At 73.6% G+C, this 20,278-nt stretch carries 15 protein-coding genes and 1 tRNA gene; 9 read left to right on the plus strand and 7 right to left on the minus strand.

Annotated elements, in window-relative coordinates:
• Positions 1-203 precede the first annotated feature (203 nt).
• On the minus strand, positions 204-1,097 hold the full coding sequence (locus ACFY61_RS17600; protein ID WP_389472859.1) for a helix-turn-helix domain-containing protein: 894 nt from the start codon (positions 1,095-1,097) through the stop codon (positions 204-206).
• Between the two features lie 177 nt (positions 1,098-1,274).
• Positions 1,275-2,045, minus strand: coding sequence for a GPP34 family phosphoprotein (locus tag ACFY61_RS17605; RefSeq protein WP_389472866.1), 771 nt, complete (start codon positions 2,043-2,045; stop codon positions 1,275-1,277).
• 160 nt (positions 2,046-2,205) lie between these two features.
• On the opposite strand from ACFY61_RS17605, the gene ACFY61_RS17610 reads away from it, so the two are divergent.
• From ACFY61_RS17610 to ACFY61_RS17620, 3 genes are all read left to right on the plus strand, one after another.
• Positions 2,206-4,998: a hypothetical protein gene (locus tag ACFY61_RS17610; RefSeq protein ID WP_389472869.1), complete on the plus strand. Its 2,793-nt coding sequence runs from the start codon at positions 2,206-2,208 to the stop codon at positions 4,996-4,998.
• Between the two features lie 83 nt (positions 4,999-5,081).
• Positions 5,082-7,040: an MFS transporter gene (locus ACFY61_RS17615; RefSeq protein WP_389472871.1), complete on the plus strand. Its 1,959-nt coding sequence runs from the start codon at positions 5,082-5,084 to the stop codon at positions 7,038-7,040.
• An 83-nt stretch (positions 7,041-7,123) separates the two neighbouring features.
• Positions 7,124-7,327 (plus strand): hypothetical protein, encoded by a 204-nt coding sequence (locus ACFY61_RS17620; protein ID WP_389472874.1) that lies wholly within the window; start codon positions 7,124-7,126, stop codon positions 7,325-7,327.
• Between the two features lie 1,325 nt (positions 7,328-8,652).
• On the opposite strand, the gene ACFY61_RS17625 is transcribed toward ACFY61_RS17620, so the two are convergent.
• Positions 8,653-9,501: a nitroreductase/quinone reductase family protein gene (locus tag ACFY61_RS17625; RefSeq protein WP_389472876.1), complete on the minus strand. Its 849-nt coding sequence runs from the start codon at positions 9,499-9,501 to the stop codon at positions 8,653-8,655.
• A 290-nt stretch (positions 9,502-9,791) separates the two neighbouring features.
• Positions 9,792-9,864 (minus strand) — tRNA-Arg (locus tag ACFY61_RS17630).
• Between the two features lie 99 nt (positions 9,865-9,963).
• Between ACFY61_RS17630 and ACFY61_RS17635 the strand changes: the two genes are divergently transcribed.
• Together ACFY61_RS17635 and ACFY61_RS17640 are read left to right on the plus strand one after the other, a co-directional pair.
• A complete protein-coding gene (locus ACFY61_RS17635) occupies positions 9,964-11,007 on the plus strand; it encodes an endonuclease/exonuclease/phosphatase family protein (RefSeq protein WP_389472879.1) in 1,044 nt (347 codons plus the stop codon).
• A gap of 103 nt (positions 11,008-11,110) precedes the next feature.
• Positions 11,111-11,536: a hypothetical protein gene (locus ACFY61_RS17640; RefSeq protein ID WP_389472881.1), complete on the plus strand. Its 426-nt coding sequence runs from the start codon at positions 11,111-11,113 to the stop codon at positions 11,534-11,536.
• 45 nt (positions 11,537-11,581) lie between these two features.
• On the opposite strand, the gene ACFY61_RS17645 is transcribed toward ACFY61_RS17640, so the two are convergent.
• Complete coding sequence (locus ACFY61_RS17645) at positions 11,582-12,859, minus strand: M6 family metalloprotease domain-containing protein (RefSeq protein ID WP_389472884.1); 1,278 nt, start codon at positions 12,857-12,859, stop codon at positions 11,582-11,584.
• Positions 12,860-13,178: 319 nt separating this feature from the next.
• Between ACFY61_RS17645 and ACFY61_RS17650 the strand changes: the two genes are divergently transcribed.
• The 3 genes from ACFY61_RS17650 (at position 13,179) to ACFY61_RS17660 (ending at position 16,787) form a co-directional block, all read left to right on the plus strand.
• Positions 13,179-13,841, plus strand: coding sequence for a TetR/AcrR family transcriptional regulator (locus tag ACFY61_RS17650; protein WP_389473238.1), 663 nt, complete (start codon positions 13,179-13,181; stop codon positions 13,839-13,841).
• Positions 13,842-13,933: 92 nt separating this feature from the next.
• Positions 13,934-15,451 (plus strand): MFS transporter, encoded by a 1,518-nt coding sequence (locus tag ACFY61_RS17655; RefSeq protein WP_389472887.1) that lies wholly within the window; start codon positions 13,934-13,936, stop codon positions 15,449-15,451.
• 352 nt (positions 15,452-15,803) lie between these two features.
• Entirely contained in the window at positions 15,804-16,787 is a 984-nt protein-coding gene (locus ACFY61_RS17660; RefSeq protein ID WP_389472890.1) for a sigma-70 family RNA polymerase sigma factor, read from the plus strand.
• Here the strand turns inward: ACFY61_RS17660 and ACFY61_RS17665 are convergent.
• Positions 16,784-17,782, minus strand: coding sequence for a helix-turn-helix transcriptional regulator (locus ACFY61_RS17665; RefSeq protein WP_389472892.1), 999 nt, complete (start codon positions 17,780-17,782; stop codon positions 16,784-16,786). The two genes, ACFY61_RS17660 and ACFY61_RS17665, sit on opposite strands and share 4 nt — an antisense overlap.
• Positions 17,783-17,844: 62 nt before the next feature.
• Between ACFY61_RS17665 and ACFY61_RS17670 the strand changes: the two genes are divergently transcribed.
• The gene (locus ACFY61_RS17670) at positions 17,845-19,374 is read left to right on the plus strand and encodes an MFS transporter (protein WP_389472895.1); all 1,530 of its coding nucleotides are present in this window, start codon (positions 17,845-17,847) and stop codon (positions 19,372-19,374) included.
• A gap of 100 nt (positions 19,375-19,474) precedes the next feature.
• On the opposite strand, the gene ACFY61_RS17675 is transcribed toward ACFY61_RS17670, so the two are convergent.
• Positions 19,475-20,263 (minus strand): DUF6227 family protein, encoded by a 789-nt coding sequence (locus ACFY61_RS17675; RefSeq protein ID WP_389472897.1) that lies wholly within the window; start codon positions 20,261-20,263, stop codon positions 19,475-19,477.
• Positions 20,264-20,278 lie beyond the last annotated feature (15 nt).

Below are 20,278 nucleotides of genomic sequence, written 5' to 3' on the forward strand. Positions count from 1 at the left end.
GACGGAGTCGTTCACTCGACCGGGTGGCATATTCCAGTCAGGCCTTATGCGCCCGGGCGGCGGCGGTGTACCGTACCGGCCCGCCGCCGCCCCCCGGCCCTTTGGAGGCCCCTGAACGGCCCTGAACGGCCCTGAAGGGCCCTGGACGGCCCTGGACCGCCCGTGAAACGGCCCTGGACGCCCTCCGGCGGCGCCCGATGCCCTCAGAGGGCGGGACCCGCCACCTTCTCGTAATCCGCGATGATGCCGTGGATGAACTCGCGGGTCTGTTCCACGTTGTGCGCCTGGGCCCGCAGGTGCTCGTACATCACGCTGTACTTCTGGACGTCGTTCGCCTTCTCCAGGTAGAGGTCGCTCGTCACGCCCTCGATGTAGACGACGGTCGAGTCGGACGCGTCCGGGAATTCCAGAATGGCGTACTGGCCGTTCACGCCGGGGTGCGCGCCCATGGTGAACGGCATCACCTGGACCGTGACGTGGGGGAGTTCCGAAACCTCTATCAGGTGTTCCAGCTGCCTGATCATCAGCTGCGCGTCGCCGACGTGCCGGCGCAGCGCCGCCTCGTCGATGACCGCCCACAGCCGCAGCGGGCCGAGTTCCGGGTTGTTGTTCGCCGTCTCGGAGAGCCGGTCCTGGCGGCGCATCCGCACCTGCACCCGCTTGTCGATGTCCAGCGGCGCGGTCTCCGGCAGCGCGCCCCGGATGATGGCGTGGGCGTACTCCGGCGTCTGGAGGAGCCCGGGCACGACCTGGGGCTCGTACACGCGCAGGCTGGCCGCGTCGGTCTCCAGTCCGATGTAGACGCTGTAGGGGATGTCGCCGAAGGCGTGCCACCAGCCCTGCTGCCGGGAGTCCTTGGCCATCTGCATGAGCGAGTCCACGAGTCTGCGGTCCTCCACCTCGTACACCTCGCAGAGGTCGCGGACGTCACGCTGACTGATGGAACGGCGGCCGTTCTCCAGCCGGCTGATCTTGGACTGGGAGACCAGCAGTCGCTCGGCGACCTGCTCGGCCGTCATGCCCTTGTCCTCGCGGAGCTTGCGCAACTCCATGCCCAGTCGGCGGCGTCGGACGGTTGGATTGACATTGGACGCCACGGGAACGGCACCTCCGCCTTCTGTCGTGTCTGTGACTGTCTCTCTGCGTGTCTATTGGGGAGCAGACTGCCACCGAAGGGCCTGGTACCGCTGCGGGATCCGGGAAAACGGGCGCGCGGGGTGGCGGGACCGGCGTACCGGCCCCGCCACCCCGCGCGTCGCGGTGCGCTTGGCGGGTCAGTGAGCGGCGGCCGCGCGGGCCATGGCGGCACCCCTGCGCGGCTGCAGCGGCACGCTGCCGCCCGGGCCCGCTGCCGCGGACCTGGCGGTCGCGGACGCGGAGGCCGGCGCCGTGGCCGTCGCACGCTCGCGGCGCGGCTGGGCGGCCACGCCGTTCTGGACGTCCATCACGGCGTGCGCCACGAGTCCGCCCATGGGGTCGTGCCTGATCAGGTCCCGCAGACGGGACCTGGAGGAACGCCCCTCGTTACCGGGGTACAGGTGCTTGCCGAGGCCGACCGCATGGGCCAGCGCGGCGAGCGCCGCGGTCCGCGGGTCCGGCGGCACGCCGGTGCGGATCGCACTGTCGAGCCGGGCGCGGATCTCCCGGCTGATGGCCGTGTCGGTCGCCTGGTAGCGAGTCGTCGGCAGCACCCCGCACATCTGTCCCGCCACGGCATGGACCATGCCGCACCGTTCGAGGTGCGAGAGGTACGTCTGGCGGAGCCCCAGGCGGGGTCCGCCGATCCAGTGGACGGCCCGGACCGGGCTGCCGCGACGGCGCAACAGCTCCAGTGCGGAGTCCAAGGTCGGATCTCCTGTCGGCCGTGGCATCACCACGGCGATACGATCCCCGTCAGGGGCTATCCGTCCAGCCAGAGCCAGCTCTACCAGCTGGGCCCCGGCCAGTCCGAGGTCGAGCGACTGCGGCTGCGCCGTGGTACCCGTGGCCGGGTCCAAGGCGAGCAGCAGAAGCTCCTCGGGAATTGTTCTGCGGCTCCTGCCCATCCATGCCTCCCCGCGTGGATGAGTGACAGGGTGACCCCTCTCACATTCATCTGTCGAGAGTGCCTGTCTTCTTTGTGGGGGAACCGGCAGCTATGTCGTTCTCGTCTAGCACGGGGGCGATGCCCCCGAGACGGGACACTGTTAGACGGTTCGGACAGCGATGGAGGAGGAACTGGTGGCGGGCGAGTCCCCCGACAAGGCGGTAGAGCAGGGTTCGTCGGCAGCGGCGGAACCCGCGGAGCAGGAACGTGACCCCAGCGGGGCGGCCGCGGCCGGGGACGAGCCCGGCGAGGAGGCCGCGCCGCAGGAGGATCCCCGGCTGTCGGTACTCCGCCCCCGCGAAGCGGAGGGCAAGGATCCGCTTCGTGACGCGGTGGCCGCGTGGGCCGCCGCCGCGGACCGGTCGGAGCGGCCGTCGAAGTCGTCCGGCGCGGGCCTGGACTTGACGAAGCGGTCCGGAACGTCCGACGTGTCCGGCATCTCCGACGAGCCGACGCCTTCCGGGACTTCGGATGTGGACGGCGCGACCGGCGCGGCCGAGGCGGCTGACGCGACTGACGCGACCGACCCGTCGGCGGAGTCGGAGGAAGCGCGCGAGAAGGATTCCGCTTCCGCCCCGGAGGAGGTCCGCGACACCCCGCCCGCCGCGGCCCGCCCTGCCGTCCTGACCAAGCCGACCGCGGAGCCGGCCGAGCCGGAGGAGTCGGAGCGGACCGCCGTCTTCCGCGCCGTCACCCCGCCCGCGGCGAAGCCCACCGAGCCGGCCGAGCCGGACGAGTCGGAACGGACCACCGTCTTCCGGGTCCCCACCACGCCCCCGGCTAAGCCCGCGTCCGGCGACAGGCCCGTCGAGGCGGACGAGTCCGAGCGGACCGCCGTGTTCCGGGCCGTCAAGCCGGGTTCCGCTTCTGGGTCCGGGGTGGCGTCGGCCGCCGGTGACTCCCGCCCTGCGGGCGATGGCTCCGGCTCCGCATCTGCTGGTTCCGCTTCTCCGGTAGCCGGGAAGGCTGCCGAGCCCGCCGAGCCGGACGAGTCCGAGCGGACTGCCGTGTTCCGGGCCGTCAAGCCGGGTTCCGCTTCTGGGTCCGGGGCGGCGTCGGCCGCCGGTGACTCCCGCCCTGCGGACGCCGTTGCTCGGGGCATGCGCGATGACTCCGCCTCCGCCCCCACCGATTCCGCTTCCGCTCGGGACAGCGAGCAGACCACCGTCTTCCGCGCGGTGCGCCCCGGCGGCGCCCCGGCCGCCCCCGTCGGCGACGACTGGTTCCGGCCGCCCAAGAGCCAGACCGCGGCGCAGCCCGAGGCCGAGCCGAAGTCCGAGCCGAAGTCCGAGCCGAAGCCCGCTCCCGCTCCCAGGGGCGACGGCGAGCGCACCAGCACCTTCGTCCCGCTGCGCACCGACGACGACCTGCCCCGCCCCGGAGCCGGTGCGCCGCCGAAGACGGCGCCCAAGGGGCCGGGCGTGCACCCCGGCGCCCCCGGGCCCGCCGCGACGGCGTCCAAGCCGGCCCCGACGCCGGCCCCCAAGCCGGCCCCCAAGCCGGCCCCCAAGCCGGCCCCCAAGCCGGCCCCCAAGCCGGCTCCGGAGTCCTCCGGTGCGATCACCGCGGAGGTCAAGCAGCCGCCCGCCTACGTCGGCCCCGAGCGGACCACGCAGCAGCCGCTGCCGCCCCGCCCGCCGCTCGACATGCTCGCCGAGCTGACGAACAACCCGCCCCCGCCGCCCAGCGCGATGCGTACCACCATCCGCCGGGTCAAGATCTACGCGCCGCTGCTGGTGCTGCTCGTCGTCATCCTCGGCATCGTGCAGCTGGTCCGCCCGCTGCCCGAGCCCAAGCTGGTGATGACGGCCCAGAAGTCCTTCTCGTTCGCCGGTGACAAGCCGACGCTCCCGTACCCCAGCGGCGGCCAGTCCTTCATGGCCGCCGCGGGCCTCGGCACCGTCGGTTCCTCCGGCGAGCAGAAGCCCGTACCCATCGCCAGCGTGACCAAGTCGATGACGGCGTACATCATCCTGCGCGACCACCCCCTCAAGAAGGGGGAAAAGGGTCCGATGATCGACATCGACAAGACCGCCGAGATCGAGGGACAGAAGGACAAGTCGGACAACGAGTCCACCCTCAACACGGTGAAGGAGGGCGACAAGATCTCCGAGTACGACGCCCTCGCCGCCCTCATGCTCCCGTCGGCCAACAACATCGCGCGACTGCTCGCGCGCTGGGACGCCGGCAGCCAGGAGGCGTTCGTCAAGAAGATGAACGACACCGCCAAGGAACTCGGCATGACCAACACCACGTACACGGACCCCTCGGGTCTGGACGCGACCACGGTCAGCACCGCCGAGGACCAGGTCAAGCTCGGCCTCAAGCTCGTCGAGATCCCGGCGCTCACCGACATCACCCGCCTGCCGAAGTGGACCGACCCCAGCGGCAAGGAATGGCGGAACTGGAACGACCTCGTCCCGTACAACGGCTCGCTCGGCATCAAGACCGGCTCCACCACCAAGGCCGGCGGCAACCTGCTCTTCGCCGCGGAGAAGAAGGTCGGCGGGACCAACCAGCTGATCGTCGGCGCGGTCCTCGCCCAGCACAAGACGCCGATCCTCGGCACGGCGATCAGCGCCAGCAAGCAGATGATGCTGGCCACGCAGAAGCTGCTGACCAGCGAGGCGGTCGTCAAGAAGGGCGACGTCGTCGGCTACGTGGACGACGGGCTCGGCGGCCGGACGAAGGTGGTCGCCACCGCCGACGTGGAGGCCGTCGGCTGGCCCTCGCTCACCGTGGACGTCAAGCTGGGTGACGGCGGCGGCAAGCTTCCGCAGTCCGCCAGGGCAGGGACCGAGATCGGCGTGCTGACCGTCGGCGAGGGTGCCAGCCAGGTCAAGGTGCCGGTGGCGCTGCAGACCGACCTCGCCGCCCCGGGCATCGGCAGCAAGCTGACCCGGATCGGCTGATCGACGACCCGGCACCCCGGCGAACCCGGGGTGCCGGCGCGCGTCCGCGGCAACAGGTGCCGGGACGCAGTTGGGGAGTGCGCGTGACCACCGCTGAGCAGCAGCAGGGACCCGAGCCGGCCGACGTGGCCGACGTGGCCGACGACCCGCACATACGGGACCGGACGGGCGTGTCCCGCGTAAAAGTGCAGATCAGCCCACAACCGGCCGTACCTGCGCCCGTGCCCGTGCCCGGGCCCGTAGCCGTACCCGGGTCCGGGTGGCCGGGCGCCGTGCGGCGGCTGCTCGACCGGGCGCGGCAGCACCCGGTGGTGGTGTCCGCCGCCGTCGCCGCCGTCCTGCACGTCGTCTGGTTCTTCTGCTTCGCCAACAGCGGCGGTGACCTCGCCGCACAGGACGCCTGGGCCGAGTTCGTCGGCCGCCACCCGGACTCCGCGTACAACCTGGCCTGGTACGGCGGCATGCACCCGGTGTCCTACAGCGTGGTCTCGCCGTACCTGATGCACGTGCTCGGCGTGCGGACCACGATGATGGTCGCGGGGACGGCCTCGGCCGCCCTGCTCGCCCTGATCCTCACCCGCTGCCGGGGGGCCGTCCGGACCCCGCTGTGGCCGGCCCTGGCGGGGGTCTACGGCCTGTTCTGCAACGCCCTGTCCGGCCGGGTCACCTTCGGCCTCGGTGTCATGTTCGCGCTGGGTGCGATCGCCGCCGCCTTCTGCTGGCCCCGGTCACTGGCGCACCGGCGGTGGGCCAAGGCCGCCGTCGCCGCGCTGCTGGCCGGGCTGGCGACCGCGTCCAGTCCGGTGGCCGGGCTGTTCCTCGGCGTGATCGCGGCCGCCCTGTTCCTGACCGGGCGGCGGCCGGGCGCGTACGCGCTGGGGCTCGCCCCGGCCGCCGTGGTCGGGCTGTCGGCCTGGCTGTTCCCGTTCTCCGGCACCCAGCCGATGAAGATCGGCTCGGCCTGGGTGCCGTTCGTCTTCGGGCTGGCCATCGTCTTCCTCGTGCCGAAGGCCTGGCGGACGGTCCGGGTGGCGTCCGCCGTGTACACCCTGGGCGTCTTCCTGACCTGGGTGATCGACTCCCAGGTCGGCTCGAACGTGACCCGGCTGGTGATGCTGTTCGGCGGTGCGGTGCTGCTCGCCGCCGTGCCGTACGCGGTGCCGCGGTCGCGGCACTGGTACTGCGTGCTGCTCGCGTTCGCCGGTCTGAACTTCTGGATCACCACCAACAGCATCACCGACATCGTCCGCACCACCCCGGTGGCGGCGTGGAACCGCGAGCTGGCCCCGCTGGTGGACCAGCTGAAGAAGGCGGGCGCCGAGCGCGGCCGGGTGGAGGTCGTGCCGGCCAGCAGCCACCGCGAGTCCTCGGCGTTCCCCTCGTACGTCAACCTCGCCCGCGGCTGGAACCGGCAGGCGGACCTGGAGCGGAACCCGCTGTTCTACGACGACACCCTGACGGCCGAGAGCTACCGGGCCTGGCTGGAGCGCTGGGCGGTGCACTACGTGGTGCTGCCCGCCGACAAGCCCGACTCGGGCGGGGAGGCGGAGGCGGTCCTGGTCCGGGAGGGCCTGCCGTACCTCCAGCAGGTGTGGGGCGACGCGAACTGGCAGCTGTTCAAGGTCCACCAGCCGACGCAGCTGGTCAGCGGCCCGGCGGAGGTGGTGCGCGCGACGGCCGGGGAGATCGTGATCGACGTAAGGGCGGCCGGCCGGGTGCTGGTGAAGGTGCCGCACTCGCCGTGGCTGGGCCTCCTCGACGCGGAGGGCAGGGCGGTGCCGCCGCCGCAGGAGACGGAGACGTCCAAGGCGGGGTGGACGCCGGTGAAGCAGTACGAGAACACGGCGGGGTGCCTGTTCGAGGCGGAGGAGGACCTGGAGGGCGACTCCTGGACGGAGCTGCTGGCGCCCGCGCCGGGCCAGTACCGTCTCGCGGCGAAGTACCAGCTCCCGCGGGGTACGCCCTGTCCCGCGGAGCTGGTGGAGCAGACGCTGGGCACGCCTCCGCAGCGCTCGTCCGAGCGGTGGGCGCCGACCCCGTAGCGGCAGCCCGGGTGCGGCGCGCGCGATGCGTGCATACGATCCCAATAGTCCGATTGGGTGCTGCCCGAGGGAGTGACGACGGGATGAGCAAAGAGCAGAAGCGGCAGGACTTCCGAGGAGCCGCCAAGGGCGGGGAGCCGGCGCGGCCGCCGCGCCTGGCCGGCCACGGCTTCGACGGCCCGGTGCGGAGCAAGATCAAGGGCGGGGTGCACACCAAGGCCGAGCTCAAGCGGGCCGGCACCCCCCAGGGCGACCGCATCGGTGAACGCAGCAAGGGCCTGAGCTGATCCGCCGACCCGTTCGACACCAAGCCCTCCCGGCCCCGCCCGGGAGGGCTTCTCCATACCCGCCCCCACCCCGGGACCGGCGGCACCGGCGGGACAGGCCCTCCCGCCGTGACCGGCCCGCCCCCGCCCCCGCGCCCGCCCCCGCGGCGCCCCGGGGCACGGGCCGGGCCCCCGCCCGCGGCGAAGCCCCCGGCACCGGCGCCGCCGCCGCCACGGATCCCGCCGGGCCCCGCCTGCGCGAAGCCCGGGACCGGCCGCACTGGCGGGACAGGCCCTCCCGGCGTGACCGGCCCGCGCCCACCCCCGCGCCCACCCCCGCGCCCGCCCCCGCGGCGCCCCGGGGCACCGGCCGGGCCCCGCCCGCGGCAAAGCCCCCGGCGCCGCCGACGCTGCCGCGGCTCCCGCCGGGCCCGCCTGCGGCGAGCCCCCGGCACCGGCGCCGCCGACGCCTCCACAGCTCCGGACCCTGGCTGGGCCCGGGGCGGCCATCCGCGCCGCCACCGCAGTGGCTCTCTACGGCAGCAACCGGCCCCGCCTGCGCCGGGCGAAGGCCCCCGCGGGCCCTGGCCCCTGGCGCCGGCCCGCCGACGCCGCCACGGCTCCTAACGCTGGTCGTTACCCGGGGCGGCCGTCCACGCCGCCACCGCCGTGGCGCCCCGCGGCAGCCACCGGCCCACCGGCGCACGGCGGAGCCCGCCGACACCGGTCCCTGGCGCCGGCTCCGCCACGGCTCCTATCGCGGGCCGGGCCATACGGGAGCCCCACCGGATGGGGCTGAAGCACCCCGGCTGGCATGGACGTGGAGGGCGGGGCCGGCCCGGGGGCGGCCCCCGCCGAGGCCGCCAGTGCGGCTGCCGTCCATGGCAGGGACCCGGCCGCTGGCGGCCATCCGCGCCGCCACCGCGGGCGGCGCCCTGCGGCACCGCCGGGCCCGCCCGGGCGTGGCGAAGGTCCCGCCGGCACCGGTCCCCGCCGGCGCCGCCACGGCCCCCTGGCTGAGGGCTCCAGGCCTCCGGCGGGGCGGTGTACCGCCCGGAGAGGAAGCGGCGCCTCGGCGTGGTGCGGCTGCCGTCCGGGGCCGGGCCCGGCGGGGGCGGCCGTTCGTGCCGCCGCCGCGGTCGGGCCCTCGCCGCGGCCGCAGGGCCGTCATGCGGCGCCGGGTGGGGCGCCGGGTGAAGAGCACCCGGCCGGCGGGGCCGGTCCCGGGCGGAGGCCGAGGCCTCCGGCGAGGTTGCCGTACCGGAACCGGAACCGGAGGCGGGGGCCGGCGCCGCCGACGGCCGCCGGGGGGCCTGCAAGCACCCCGGCTCCGCACCCGGGACGGGCTACGCGCCCAACGTCCGCAGAACGGGCAGCAGTTGGGCCTCCTCGCGGTCCAAGTGCTCCTCCAGCTCCGCCGACAGTTCGGCCAGCCGGTCGACGAGTCCCGCCCGGCCGGGGTCGTCCAGCGCCCCGACGATCGCGTCCTTGAGGTCGGCCACCCGCCGGTGCTCCTCGTCGATCCGCCGGAAGAACCCGGCCAGTTCGGGGTACTGGCCGGCGAGCCACGGGAACAGCCCGGTGTCCTCGGAGGTGTGGTGGACGTGCAGCGAGTGGCAGAAGGCCAGGCAGTGCTGCCGCAGCCGCAGGCCGAACGCGCCCGCCCCGCCGTCGGCCCCGGCCTCCTCGCGGACCAGCGCCAGCTGGGCGCGCAGCCAGCCGTGGACTTCGAGCAGCTTCCCGGCGAGGCCGCCCTCGGACGCGGTCACCTCGACGGTCCGCTGCAGCACCACGACGGGGATCACCCGCCGGGTCCGCTCCTGGTACTCCCCGTACCCGGGCTCCTCGCGGACGATCCGGGCGAACAGCTCGTCCCGCCGGGCCCCTTCGGCGGGGACGGCGACGGCCTCGTAGGTCTCGCCGCCGGTCTCCACCGTCACGAGCGGATGGGCGAGGACGTTGTGGAACCAGGCGGGATGCCGGTCGCTCCCGGCGGCCGAGCCGACGACGACGGCCTGCCCGGCCCCGTCGGAGAGCAGCCCGAGCGGCACGGTGTGCTCGCGCCCGCTCCTGGCCCCGGTGGTGGTCAGCAGGACCAGCCGGGCCCCCTCGAACGGCCCGCCGACGCGGCCTCCGTTGGCGCGGAACTCGTCGATCACATGCTGGTTGAACGATTCGAATGTCTCGGAAGACAAGGTGTTGATGCCCCTTCACGGTGTGCAGGCAGACAGGTATGCGCAACTACCGTGAAGATCAGTCGAAACCGGCGGGGTACGCGCTCATGCGGCGTCCTTCGGTCCTGGTGTCTGCCCGATCGCCGCCCGGCCCACTTCTCAGTAGGCGGCGCCACGCAGCACGCCCCCATGGAACCACGCCCCCGCCCCGACCACCAAGCCGCTTCCGCACTCCCGGAAACGCGAGGAGGCCCCCCGCTCGGAACGAACGGAGGGCCTCCGGTGCTGCTGCCTGCTGCGCAGGCGCGCTGTGCCCCCGGCAGGATTCGAACCTGCGACACCCGCTTTAGGAGAGCGGTGCTCTATCCCCTGAGCTACGAAGGCAGGCGGACCGCTGACAGCCTAGCGGATCGTGCCGGGGGCGGTCGCCCCCCATTCGGTGCGGCGCAGAACCCGATCGCCGCGGGTGGCGTCACCCCTGTCATGACCGCAACCACAGCACGGGCCGGCGCAGCCGCCGCCGGGGCGCCGGCCCCCCTCGCCCCGGCCCGCCGGACCCCGACCCGGACCCGGACCCGGACCCGGAGACGGGTGTGGGCGTGGGGCGTCGGCGGGGCCGGGGTGCTGCTCGCGCTGGTGATGCTGCTGCACGACCGGATCCCCAACCGGCCCGGCAACCTCGGCAGCCTCGTGGAGACCTTCCTGCCCTGGACCGGCGTGCCGGCCGTCCTGCTGCTCGCCGCCGCCGCGGTGTTCGCGCGGCGCCCCCGCGCCGCCCTGGTCTGCGCGCTGCTGCCCGCCGTCGTCTGGGCGGGCTCGTTCGGGCCGGCCCTGACCCGCGGCGGCGGTACGGCGGCGGAAGGTCCGGGCGGGTTCACCGTCGTCAGCCACAACGTCGACGACGCCAACCCCGACCCCGAGGGCACCGCCCGTGCCCTCGCCGCCTCCGGCGCGCAGCTGATCGCCCTGCAGGAGCTGGTCCAGCCGGCCGTGCGGACGTACCAGGCGGTGCTCGCGGCCAGCCACCCGTACCACGAGGTGCGCGGCACCGTGGGGATCTGGAGCACCCACCCGCTCCGCGACACCCGGGCGGTGCCGGTGATGCCGTGGACCCGGGCGCTGCGGACCACCGCCGACACCCCGGGCGGTCCGGTCACCGTGTACGTCGCCCACCTCGCCTCGGTCCGCATCAGGCCCTCCGCCGGGTTCGCCACGGGCAACCGCGACGCGGCCGCCGCGCGGCTCGCCGCGGAGCTGGAGGCCGGCCCGCCCGGCCGGACCGTCCTCGTCGGCGACTTCAACGGGACCACCGGGGACCGGGCGATGGCGGCGGTGTTCTCCGGGTTCCGCCCGGCGCAGCGGGAGGCGGGGTCCGGCTTCGGGTTCAGCTGGCCGGCCGCGTTCCCGGTCGCCAGGATCGACCACGTCCTCGTCCGGGGCCTCGATCCGGTCGCGGCCTGGACCCTGCCTGCGACCGCCAGCGACCACCTCCCGGTCGCCGCCCGCCTCCGCCATACCCCGGGATGACACCGACGGGGACGGGGTTCTCCGTCCGGGCCACCCGCCCGGCCCCCGGCGGCTAACGTGAGACCGCGAAGGGGCGCATCCGGCCGAGGGACGGGGGAGTTCCGTGGATCTGGCGACTTTGGCGACGGCCGGGGCGACGACGGTGGTGGGTCTGATGGCCACCGACGCCTGGGTGCAGGTGAGCGACCGGTTCGGCCGGCTGGTGCGGCGCCGCGGCGGCAGCGAGCCCGCGGCTTCCCGGGTCGACCTGCTCGTGGCGCGCGCGGACGGCGACACCGCCGCGGAGGCCCGGCTGGTGGCGGACTGGCGGGACCGGTTGCGGGCCGTCCTCGAAGCGGACCCGGCGGCGGCCGAGGAGCTGGCGGCGCTGCTGGACGAGGTGAACCCGGGCTGGCGGGGCGGGCCGGGACCGGTGACCGTCCACAACGACGTCAGCGGCGGCACCGTGAACGGGCCGGTCTTCCAGGCCCAGCGGCTGGACAACGTCCACGTCAACTGGTCGCCGCCGCAGGGCGGTTCCGGGACGTGAGCACCGCCGGCCCGGGGTCTGCCGGCCCGGAGCCCGCCCGCCGCCTCACGGCCGGGTGATGCGCACGCGGTAGCTGCCGTCGGGGAGTTCGGCGAGGACCGAGACGGTGACTCCTTCATCCTTGTCGGTGAAGGACTCGCCCGGCCCGAACGGCGCGTCGGAGAGCTCGGCGTGCACGTTGGGCTTCCGGGTGCAGCCGCCGCTCGCCGCGGTGCTGTCGGAGACCGTGACCGGCCCCTGCCCGGTGTCCACGTCGGAGTCCACCTTGTAGACGAGTACGCCCGGTTTGCAGACGGCCTCGTCGTTCCCGGCCTGGGTGCGGGCCTCCACCGCGTACCCGGTGCTCTCCGACAGCGGTACGAAGGCCAGCTTGGTGCCGCCCTCCACGGCCAGCGGGCTGAGCACGTGGGTGCTGGTGCCCCGTACGGAGGCGCAGCTGATCTGGGTGCCGTCGAGCCAGCCGAGCTTCCACTTGTGCCAGCCCAGCAGGTCGTTGTTGGCGCCCCAGTCCTCGCTCATGATGTCCCAGTGGCCGACCGCCCCGCCGCCGTCGGCGGTGTAGAGGTCGGGCAGCCCGAAGACGTGGCCGTTCTCGTGCGGCAGCACGCGGTAGCCGGTCTCCCGGTAGGAGCCGGAGCCGTCGTCCTGCCGGCTGTAGACGAAGGACGTGTTGGCCAGCGGGACGCCGTCGGCGACGGGCGCCTCGGCGTTGCCGGAGAAGGTCACGGACAGCACGGTGTCGAGGGCGGAGGGCCCGGCGTTCGGCGTCACCAGGATGTTGACCAGGTCGTACTGGCTGAAGTCGACCTCGTCGTCGGTGGCCTTCACGATGTGCTCGACGAGCTGCCGGTAGCCCGGCTCGTACGCCGCGCCGCGGTCCAGCCCGTACGCCGCGAACGGCATCGGCATCCGCAGCCAGGCCTTCACGGGGGCCTCGGCCAGGTACTTCAGCCGCCCGTACGAACTGGTGCGGAACCACTGCGCGGTCTGGGGGAAGAACTCGGCCAGACGGTCCATGGCCGTGCCCTCGCCCTTGGCGTCCGGGAAGTCGATCATCAGGTTGAGGGCGCGGACCTCGCCGGTGCTCCGGGAGTACCCGGGCGGGGTCGGCAGCCCCTCGGACATCTGGACGCCCACGGTCCCGGCGATCCGGCAGGGGGCCAGCGCGCTCTCGTTGGCGGCGGCCACCGGGCCGGGCGCGGAAGTGGCCCGGTCCGGTATCCCGGTGCTCGCGGTCGCCGTGACCCCGAGGGCCAGCGCGGTGATTCCGATGTAAGCGCCGGTGCGGTGGGCCTTGCGTATCCGGCGGCGGGTCTGCGGCATGGCGGTCGCCTTCGGGTCCGCGGCAGCCGGCCGGGTCCGGGCTGCGCTGTGCGATTCACCCTCCGACGCGCCGCGTGCATCGGCGCGCCGGGAGCGGCCGAACGTGGGCGACCTCGCTCGGTCGTGTGACCCGGCTCACTCCTGCGAGTGAAATATCCGGGGATCGACTCCCCGTTTAACCCGGTGTCCGCAAAGCGGGGAGCCAGTCCCCGTTTGCGCGAGAGTCGAGAACCGAGAGTCGAGGAGGCCGGCGATGGAGCGACCGAACCCGCAGGCGCCGCAGCCGGCCGCCGCCGCCCCCGCATCGGCGCCCGCACCGGTGCCCGGCCCCGCCCCTTCTCCCGCTCCCGCGCCCGCCAAGGTGCCCCGCCCGCGCGCCGACGCGCTGCGCAACCGCGAGCGGATCCTCGCGGCAGCCCGGGAGGCCTTCGTGGAGCACGGCGCGGAGATCGCCCTCGACGAGATCGCCCGCCGGGCCGGGGTCGGCAACGCCACCCTCTACCGGCACTTCCCCGACCGCGCCGGCCTCGTCCACCACGTCGTCCTGTACGTCATGGGCCGCGTCGCCGCGCACGCCGACGACGCCCTGACCGAGGAGACCGACGCGTTCGCCGCGCTGGAGCGCTTCACGCACGCCGCCGCGGACGAGCGGATCGGCGCCCTCTGCCCCATGCTCTCCGGGGACTTCGACCGCGAGCACCCCGAACTCCTCGCCGCCCGGACCCGCCTGGAGGAGGCCGTCGAGGCGCTGGTCGCGGCCGGACAGGCCGCCGGACTGCTCCGCACCGACGTCGCCGTCGGCGACCTGATGGTCGCCCTGGCCCAGCTCAGCCGGCCCCTGCCGGGCAGTGCCTGCCTGGACGCCGACCGGTTCGTGCACCGCCACCTCCAGCTGTTCCTCGACGGGTTGCGCGCCCCCGCCCGCTCCGAGCTGCCCGGGTCGGCGGCCACGCTCGACGACCTGAGGCGGAAAACCGTGTGACACCGCCGGCCGTCGCCTATTAGCTGATAGACGGCCAATTGTTCCCGTAGCAGCCCTTTTTATTGCATCCGCACCGTGAAGTGGGTACCTCCATGCCGAAAACAGCCGAGCCCGAGCTCCAGCAGGCCGATCAGGCCGATCCCAGCCGCTGGAAAGCGCTCGTCTTCATAGCCCTCGCCCAGCTGATGGTCGTCCTGGACGCGACCATCGTGAACATCGCCCTGCCCTCCGCCCAGCAGGACCTCGGCATCTCCGACGGCAACCGGCAGTGGGTCATCACCGCCTACGCCCTCGCCTTCGGCGGGCTGCTCCTCTTCGGCGGCCGCGTCGCCGACCTGTGGGGCCGCAAGCGGGCCTTCATCGTCGGCCTCGTCGGTTTCGCCGTGGCCTCCGCGCTCGGCGGCGCCGCCACCGGCGAGGCCACCATGCTCGGGGCCCGCGCCCTCCAGGGCGTCTTCGGCGCGCTGCTCGCGCCCGCCGCGCTGTCCCTCCTGGCCGTGATGTTCACCGACGCCAAGGAGCGGGCCAAGGCCTTCGGCATCTACGGCGCCATCGCCGGCGGTGGCGGCGCGGTCGGCCTGATCCTCGGCGGCTTCCTCACCGAGTACCTCGACTGGCGGTGGACGTTCTTCGTGAACATCCCCTTCGCCGTGGTCGCCGCCGTCGGCGCCTACCTGGTCATCCGCGAGCCGTCCGGCAGCCGCAACCGCGCGTCGCTGGACATCCCCGGCGTGGTGCTCTCCACCCTCGGCCTGGTCGCCCTCGTCTACGGCTTCACCCGCGCCGAGTCCGACGGCTGGTCGCACCCGGTCACCGTGGCGCTGTTCGTCGGCTCCGCGGTGCTGCTGGCGGCGTTCGTCGTCACCGAGTCGAAGGTCCGCTCCCCGCTGCTGCCGCTGCGCGTCCTGACCGAGCGCAACCGCGGCGGGGTGTACCTCTCGCTCGGCCTTGCCGTCATCGCCATGTTCGGCCTGTTCCTCTTCCTCACCTACTACCTCCAGGTGGTCAAGGGGTACTCCCCGGTCAAGACCGGGTTCGCCTTCCTGCCGATGATCGCCGGCATGATCACGGGCTCCACGCAGATCGGCGCCCGGCTGATGACCCGGGTCGCGCCGCGGCTGCTGATGGGCCCCGGCTTCCTGGTCGCGGCGACCGGCATGCTGCTCCTCACCCAGCTGGAGGTCGGTTCCTCGTACGCCGGCCTGATCCTGCCCGCCCAGCTGCTGCTCGGCCTCGGCATGGGCACGGCCTTCATGCCCGCGATGTCGCTGTCCACGCACGGGGTGGACCCGGCCGACGCGGGTGTCGCCTCCGCGATGGTCAACACCTCGCAGCAGGTCGGCGGCGCCATCGGCACGGCGCTGCTGAACACCATCGCGGCCTCGGCCACGAGCGCCTACCTGGCCTCGCACCCGGCGGGCGGGCCCGCCGCGCGGCTGGTCCAGGCGGAGGCGATGGTGCACGGGTACGCCTCCGCGATCTGGTGGGCCGTGGGCATCCTGGTGATCAGCGCGGGCATCGCCCTGGTGATGGTCAACGCGGGGCGCCCGAACCTGTACGCCTCCGCTTCCGCGGAAGCCGACCCGAAGCTCCCGGCGATGGCCCACTGACCCCCGCCGCCCCACGCCGGGCCGCCTCCCCGCCCGGGGCAGGCGGCCCCCCGCGTTTCCAGCCCACGGGGAGGCAACCGGATCGGGGGCGATGGCGTCTTCAGGGGCGAGCGAAACTCCTCAGAACCCCCGCTGACCTGCGGATACGCGCTCGTATCGGCTCGCGCCCGCAGCGCGGCGCCGCAGGATACTGCAAGATCTCGAAATTCGGGACGCGGTGTGGGAATTCTGTCCCGATTCCGGTCGTTGTTTCCTTCGGATGCCGGCGCCCGGGAGAGGGTTTCCGGCAACCGCGCAGCACCGCACAGCCGCAAGCCGCACCGCGACCGAACCCATTCGCAAGGGAGCACGCATGGCAACCCGCGCCGTCGCCAGTCGTCAGTCCGCCGAGAGCAGCCGCGCCGCCGGTGGCGAGATCGCCGATCGCGACCTGGTCGGGATGTACCTGGACGAGATCGCGCGCACCCCGCTGCTCGACGCCGCCCGGGAAGTCGAGCTGTCGCAGATCATCGAGGCGGGGGTGTACGCGCGCCAGATCCTCGACGGCGAGATACCGGACCGCGACGCCGGCAGCCCCATGCAGCGCGCCGAGCTCCGGGCGCTGGCCGAGGAGGGCGAGCGGGCCAAGGAGATCTTCATCCGTTCCAACCTCCGTCTGGTCGTCGCCGTCGCCCGCCGCTACCCCCGCAGTGGCCTGCCGCTCCTCGACCTCGTCCAGGAGGGCAACGCCGGCCTGGTCCGCGCGGTCGAGAAGTTCGACTACGCCAAGGGCTTCAAGTTCTCCACGTACGCCACCTGGTGGATCCGCCAGGCCATCACCCGGTCCATCGCCGACCAGTCCCGCACCATCCGCCTCCCCGTCCACCTCGTCGAGGAGCTCGGCCGGATCCGCCGGGTGCAGCGCGAGTTCAACCGGCAGAACGGCCGCGACCCCGAACACGCGGAGATCGCCGCCGAGCTCGACTCCACCGAGCAGCGCGTGGGCGACGTCCTGGACTGGGCCCGCGACCCGGTCAGCCTGAACATGCCGGTGGACGACGAGGGCGAGACCCAGTTCGGCGACCTGCTGGAGGACACCTCCGCGATCTCCCCGGAGCAGTCCGTCCTCTCCCTGCTGCGCAGCGAGGAGCTGGACGACCTCATCGGCAAGCTCGACCAGCGCACCGCGTCGATCATCAAGATGCGGTACGGCATCGAGGACGGCCGGGAGCGGACCCTCACCGAGGTCGGCAAGGAGCACGGACTGACCCGCGAGCGCATCCGCCAGATCGAGAAGCACGCCCTGCTGGAGCTCAAGCGGATGGCCCACGACACCGGCTTCGACGCCGTCGCCTAGGCCGGCGCGGGACCGGAAGCCGAGCCGGGAGCAGGGCCGGGAGCCGGGCCGGCCCCGGATCCGGCCGCCGTCAGGCGGGCGCCCAGTTCCGCCGCGCAGGCCGCCAGCCGTGGCGGGGCGAGCACGGTGAACGGCAGCCCGGCCACGGCCAGCCGGGCCACGAGCCACTCGGGTGCGTCGGACGTGCGGAAGCCGACCCGGCAGCCGCCGGAGGGGTCCGGCTCCGCCGGGCCCAGCCACGAGGGCAGCTCCTCGGGCGCCGCGGCGAAGGCGAGCCGGACCTCGTACTCCTCCCGCCCGCCCAGCGCCCGCTTCACGAAGGACTCCGGAGCCATCGGCAGCTCCCTCGGCGCGAACCGGGCGCCGGTCGGGAACGGCTCCGACATCCGGTCCACCCGGAACGTCCGCCAGTCCCCGCGCTCCAGGTCGTACGAGACGAGGTACCAGCGCCGCCCGGTGCTGACCAGGTGGTACGGCTCCACCAGCCGCCGCGAGTCCGCCCCGTCGCGGGCCCGGTAGGCGAACCGCAGCCGCTCCCGCCCGGTCGCCGCCGCGGCGATCACCGTCAGCGTGCGCGGATCGATGCTCGCGCCGTCCCCGCGGGTCAGCGGCACGGTGGCCGACTGCAGGGCGCCCACCCGGTGCCGGAGCCGGGCCGGCAGGACCTGCTCCAGCTTGGCCAGCGCCCGTACCGAGGCCTCCTCGACCCCGTCGATGGCGTGCCCGGCGCCCGCCCGCAGCCCCACCGCGATGGCGACGGCCTCCTCGTCGTCCAGCACCAGCGGCGGCATGGCCGCGCCCGCCACCAGCCGGTAACCGCCCTCCGAGCCCAGCGTGGCCTCCACCGGGTACCCCAGCTCCCGCAGCCGGTCGACGTCCCGCCTGATCGTGCGCGAGCTGACCCCGAGCCGCTCCGCGAGCTCCCGCCCCGGCCACTCGCGGGGGGTCTGGAGCAGGGACAGCAGGGTGAGGAGCCGCGCCGGTGTGTCCGTCATGGGATCCAGGCTCCCAGGGAAGTAGGACATTTTCTGACCTACATACCGTCTACGTTGGCTCCATGAGCACCGACACCCTTCCGGACGCCGCCGCCCGGGCAGCCACCGCCGACCGGCGCCGCTGGCTGGCTCTGGCCGTCGTGATGACCGCCGCATTCATGGACCTCGTCGACGTCACCATCGTCAACATCGCGATACCCAGCATGAAGGCCGACCTGGGCGCTTCGACCAGCGCGATCCAGTGGATCACGGCCGGTTACGCCCTCGCCTTCGCCGCCGGCCTGATCACCGGCGGTCGCCTCGGCGACATCTACGGCCGCAAGCGGCTCTTCCTCCTCGGCATCACCGGTTTCACCGTCGCCTCGCTGCTCTGCGGCATCGCGGCCGGCCCCGGCATGCTCGTCGCCGCCCGCCTGCTCCAGGGCGCGATGGCGGCCCTGATGGTGCCGCAGGTACTGGCGATCGTCCACGTCACCTTCCCGCCGCACGAGCGGGGCAAGGTGTTCGGCATGTTCGGTGCCATCGTCGGACTCGGCGCGGTCTCCGGACCGATGCTGGGCGCCCTGCTCACCGAGTGGAACCTCTTCGGCCTCGAATGGCGGCCGATCTTCCTGATCAACCTGCCGGTGGGCATCGCGGGCGTGCTCCTGGGCCGCGCGTTCATCACCGAGTCCAAGGCCCCCAAGGCGCTGCGCCTGGACCTGGTCGGCGTCATCCTCGCCACCCTCGCCATGATCATGCTGATCTACCCCCTCACCCAGGGCCGGGAGAACGGCTGGCCGCTGTGGGGCTTCCTGTGCATGGGCGCCGTGCCGTTCGTGTTCGCGGCCTTCGTCGCCTACGAGAAGTACAAGATCAAGAAGGACGGCTCGCCGCTGGTCGAGCTCTCCCTGTTCAAGGTCAAGAGCTTCGCCGCCGGCATCGCCGTGCAGCTCACCTTCGGCATCGCGACCGGCATCTTCTTCCTCGTCTGGACGCTGATGATGCAGATGGGGCTGGGGTGGAGCGCCCTGCGGGCGGGCCTCACCGGCATCCCGTTCTCCATCGCCGTCTCCGTGGCCGCCGGCCTCTCCGTGCAGAAGCTGGTCCCGAGGTTCGGCCGCAAGGTCCTCCAGGCCGGCGCGCTGACCATGGCCGCCGGAGTGCTCCTCTACATCTGGGAGTCCCAGCACTTCGGCATGGAGATCGCCTCGTGGCAGATGGCCGCCCCGCTGGTGGTGATGGGCGTCGGCATGGGCCTGATCGTCGCCCCGCTGACCGACGCCGTGCTGTCCGAGGTGCCGCGCGAGCACGCCGGCTCCGCGTCGGGCCTGATCAACACCACCGGCCAGATGGGCAACGCGCTCGGCCTGGGCCTGACCTCGGTCGTCTACTTCGGCTTCATCGGCGACGAGCACGTCTTCGGGCCGCAGTACGTCGAGGCCTTCCGGAGCGCGCTGTGGTGGGTGGTCGCGGTGATGCTGGTCATCTTCACCGTGATGTTCGCCCTGCCGCGGAAGCAGGCCGCGGGCGTCGGCCACGAGGCCGAGGCGGGCGCCCTCACGGAGGAGCCCGGCGCCGCCCCCGACCCGGTGAAGGTCCCCGCCGGCTGACCTCCGGCCACCGGCCGCCCCACGGGCATGCCCACCCCCACCACGGGGCGGGCATGCCCGTTTCGTTCGCCTTGCTGCCAACCGGTACCGGGGCAGGGACTCAGCGGACCCTGGCCCGGAGTTCCATCGCCCCGCGCGCGGCGGCCTCGCTGCAGTAGACCTCGCACATGTGCCGGCCGTCCGGCGTGGCGGTGTGCTCCACCTCCCACAGGCTGAACTCGGAGCCGTCCAGCAGCAGGAACGCGTGCTCGTACAGGCTGAAACCGGCGTCCCGGCCGTCCACCACGCACTGCCGGCCGCCGAACACCTGGGTGATCCGGTGCCCGTACGCGGCGGTCAGCAGCCGGGCCGTGTCCTCGCCCGGGCGGTCCGCGTTCTCCGCCCGGCGCAGCACCCGCCGCGCGTGGTCGGCCGACTGGTCGACCGCGTACTCGTACTGCCGGTGCCGCTGCGCCGGAGCCGCCGCCGTGGCGGCGAACAGCGCGCTCAGCGCCGCCACGTCGTCCCCGGCCGCGTCGGCGCCGTCCGGGCCCTCCGGCAGCAGGACGAACCCGCCGCCCCGGGCACGCTCCCCGCCGGACAGCCGGTCGACCGCGAGGGCGAGCTCCTCCCGGCCGGCGAAGACCTCGGATCGGACCTCCGGATCGTCCTCCTGGCGGTACACCAGCTCCCACAGGGCCGTCGCACCGCCGTCGGCCAGCAGGTAGGTGTGCCGGTGGGTCTCCTGCCAGCGGCCGGAGGCCTCGTGGTGCGCGGTGTGGAGCGAAGAGCTGTGGGCCAGCGCCGTTTCCAGGCGCTCGACCAGCGGGTCCGGCAGGTCGAAGGAGTTCAGGGCGCGGCCCAGGAGTCGTTCGAGGTGGGCCTCGGTTGTCTCGTACGGATCGCTCAAGGTGGGTCTCCAGGC

This window comes from Streptomyces sp. NPDC012888 (genome assembly GCF_042900645.1).
Lineage (GTDB): Bacteria > Actinomycetota > Actinomycetes > Streptomycetales > Streptomycetaceae > Streptomyces.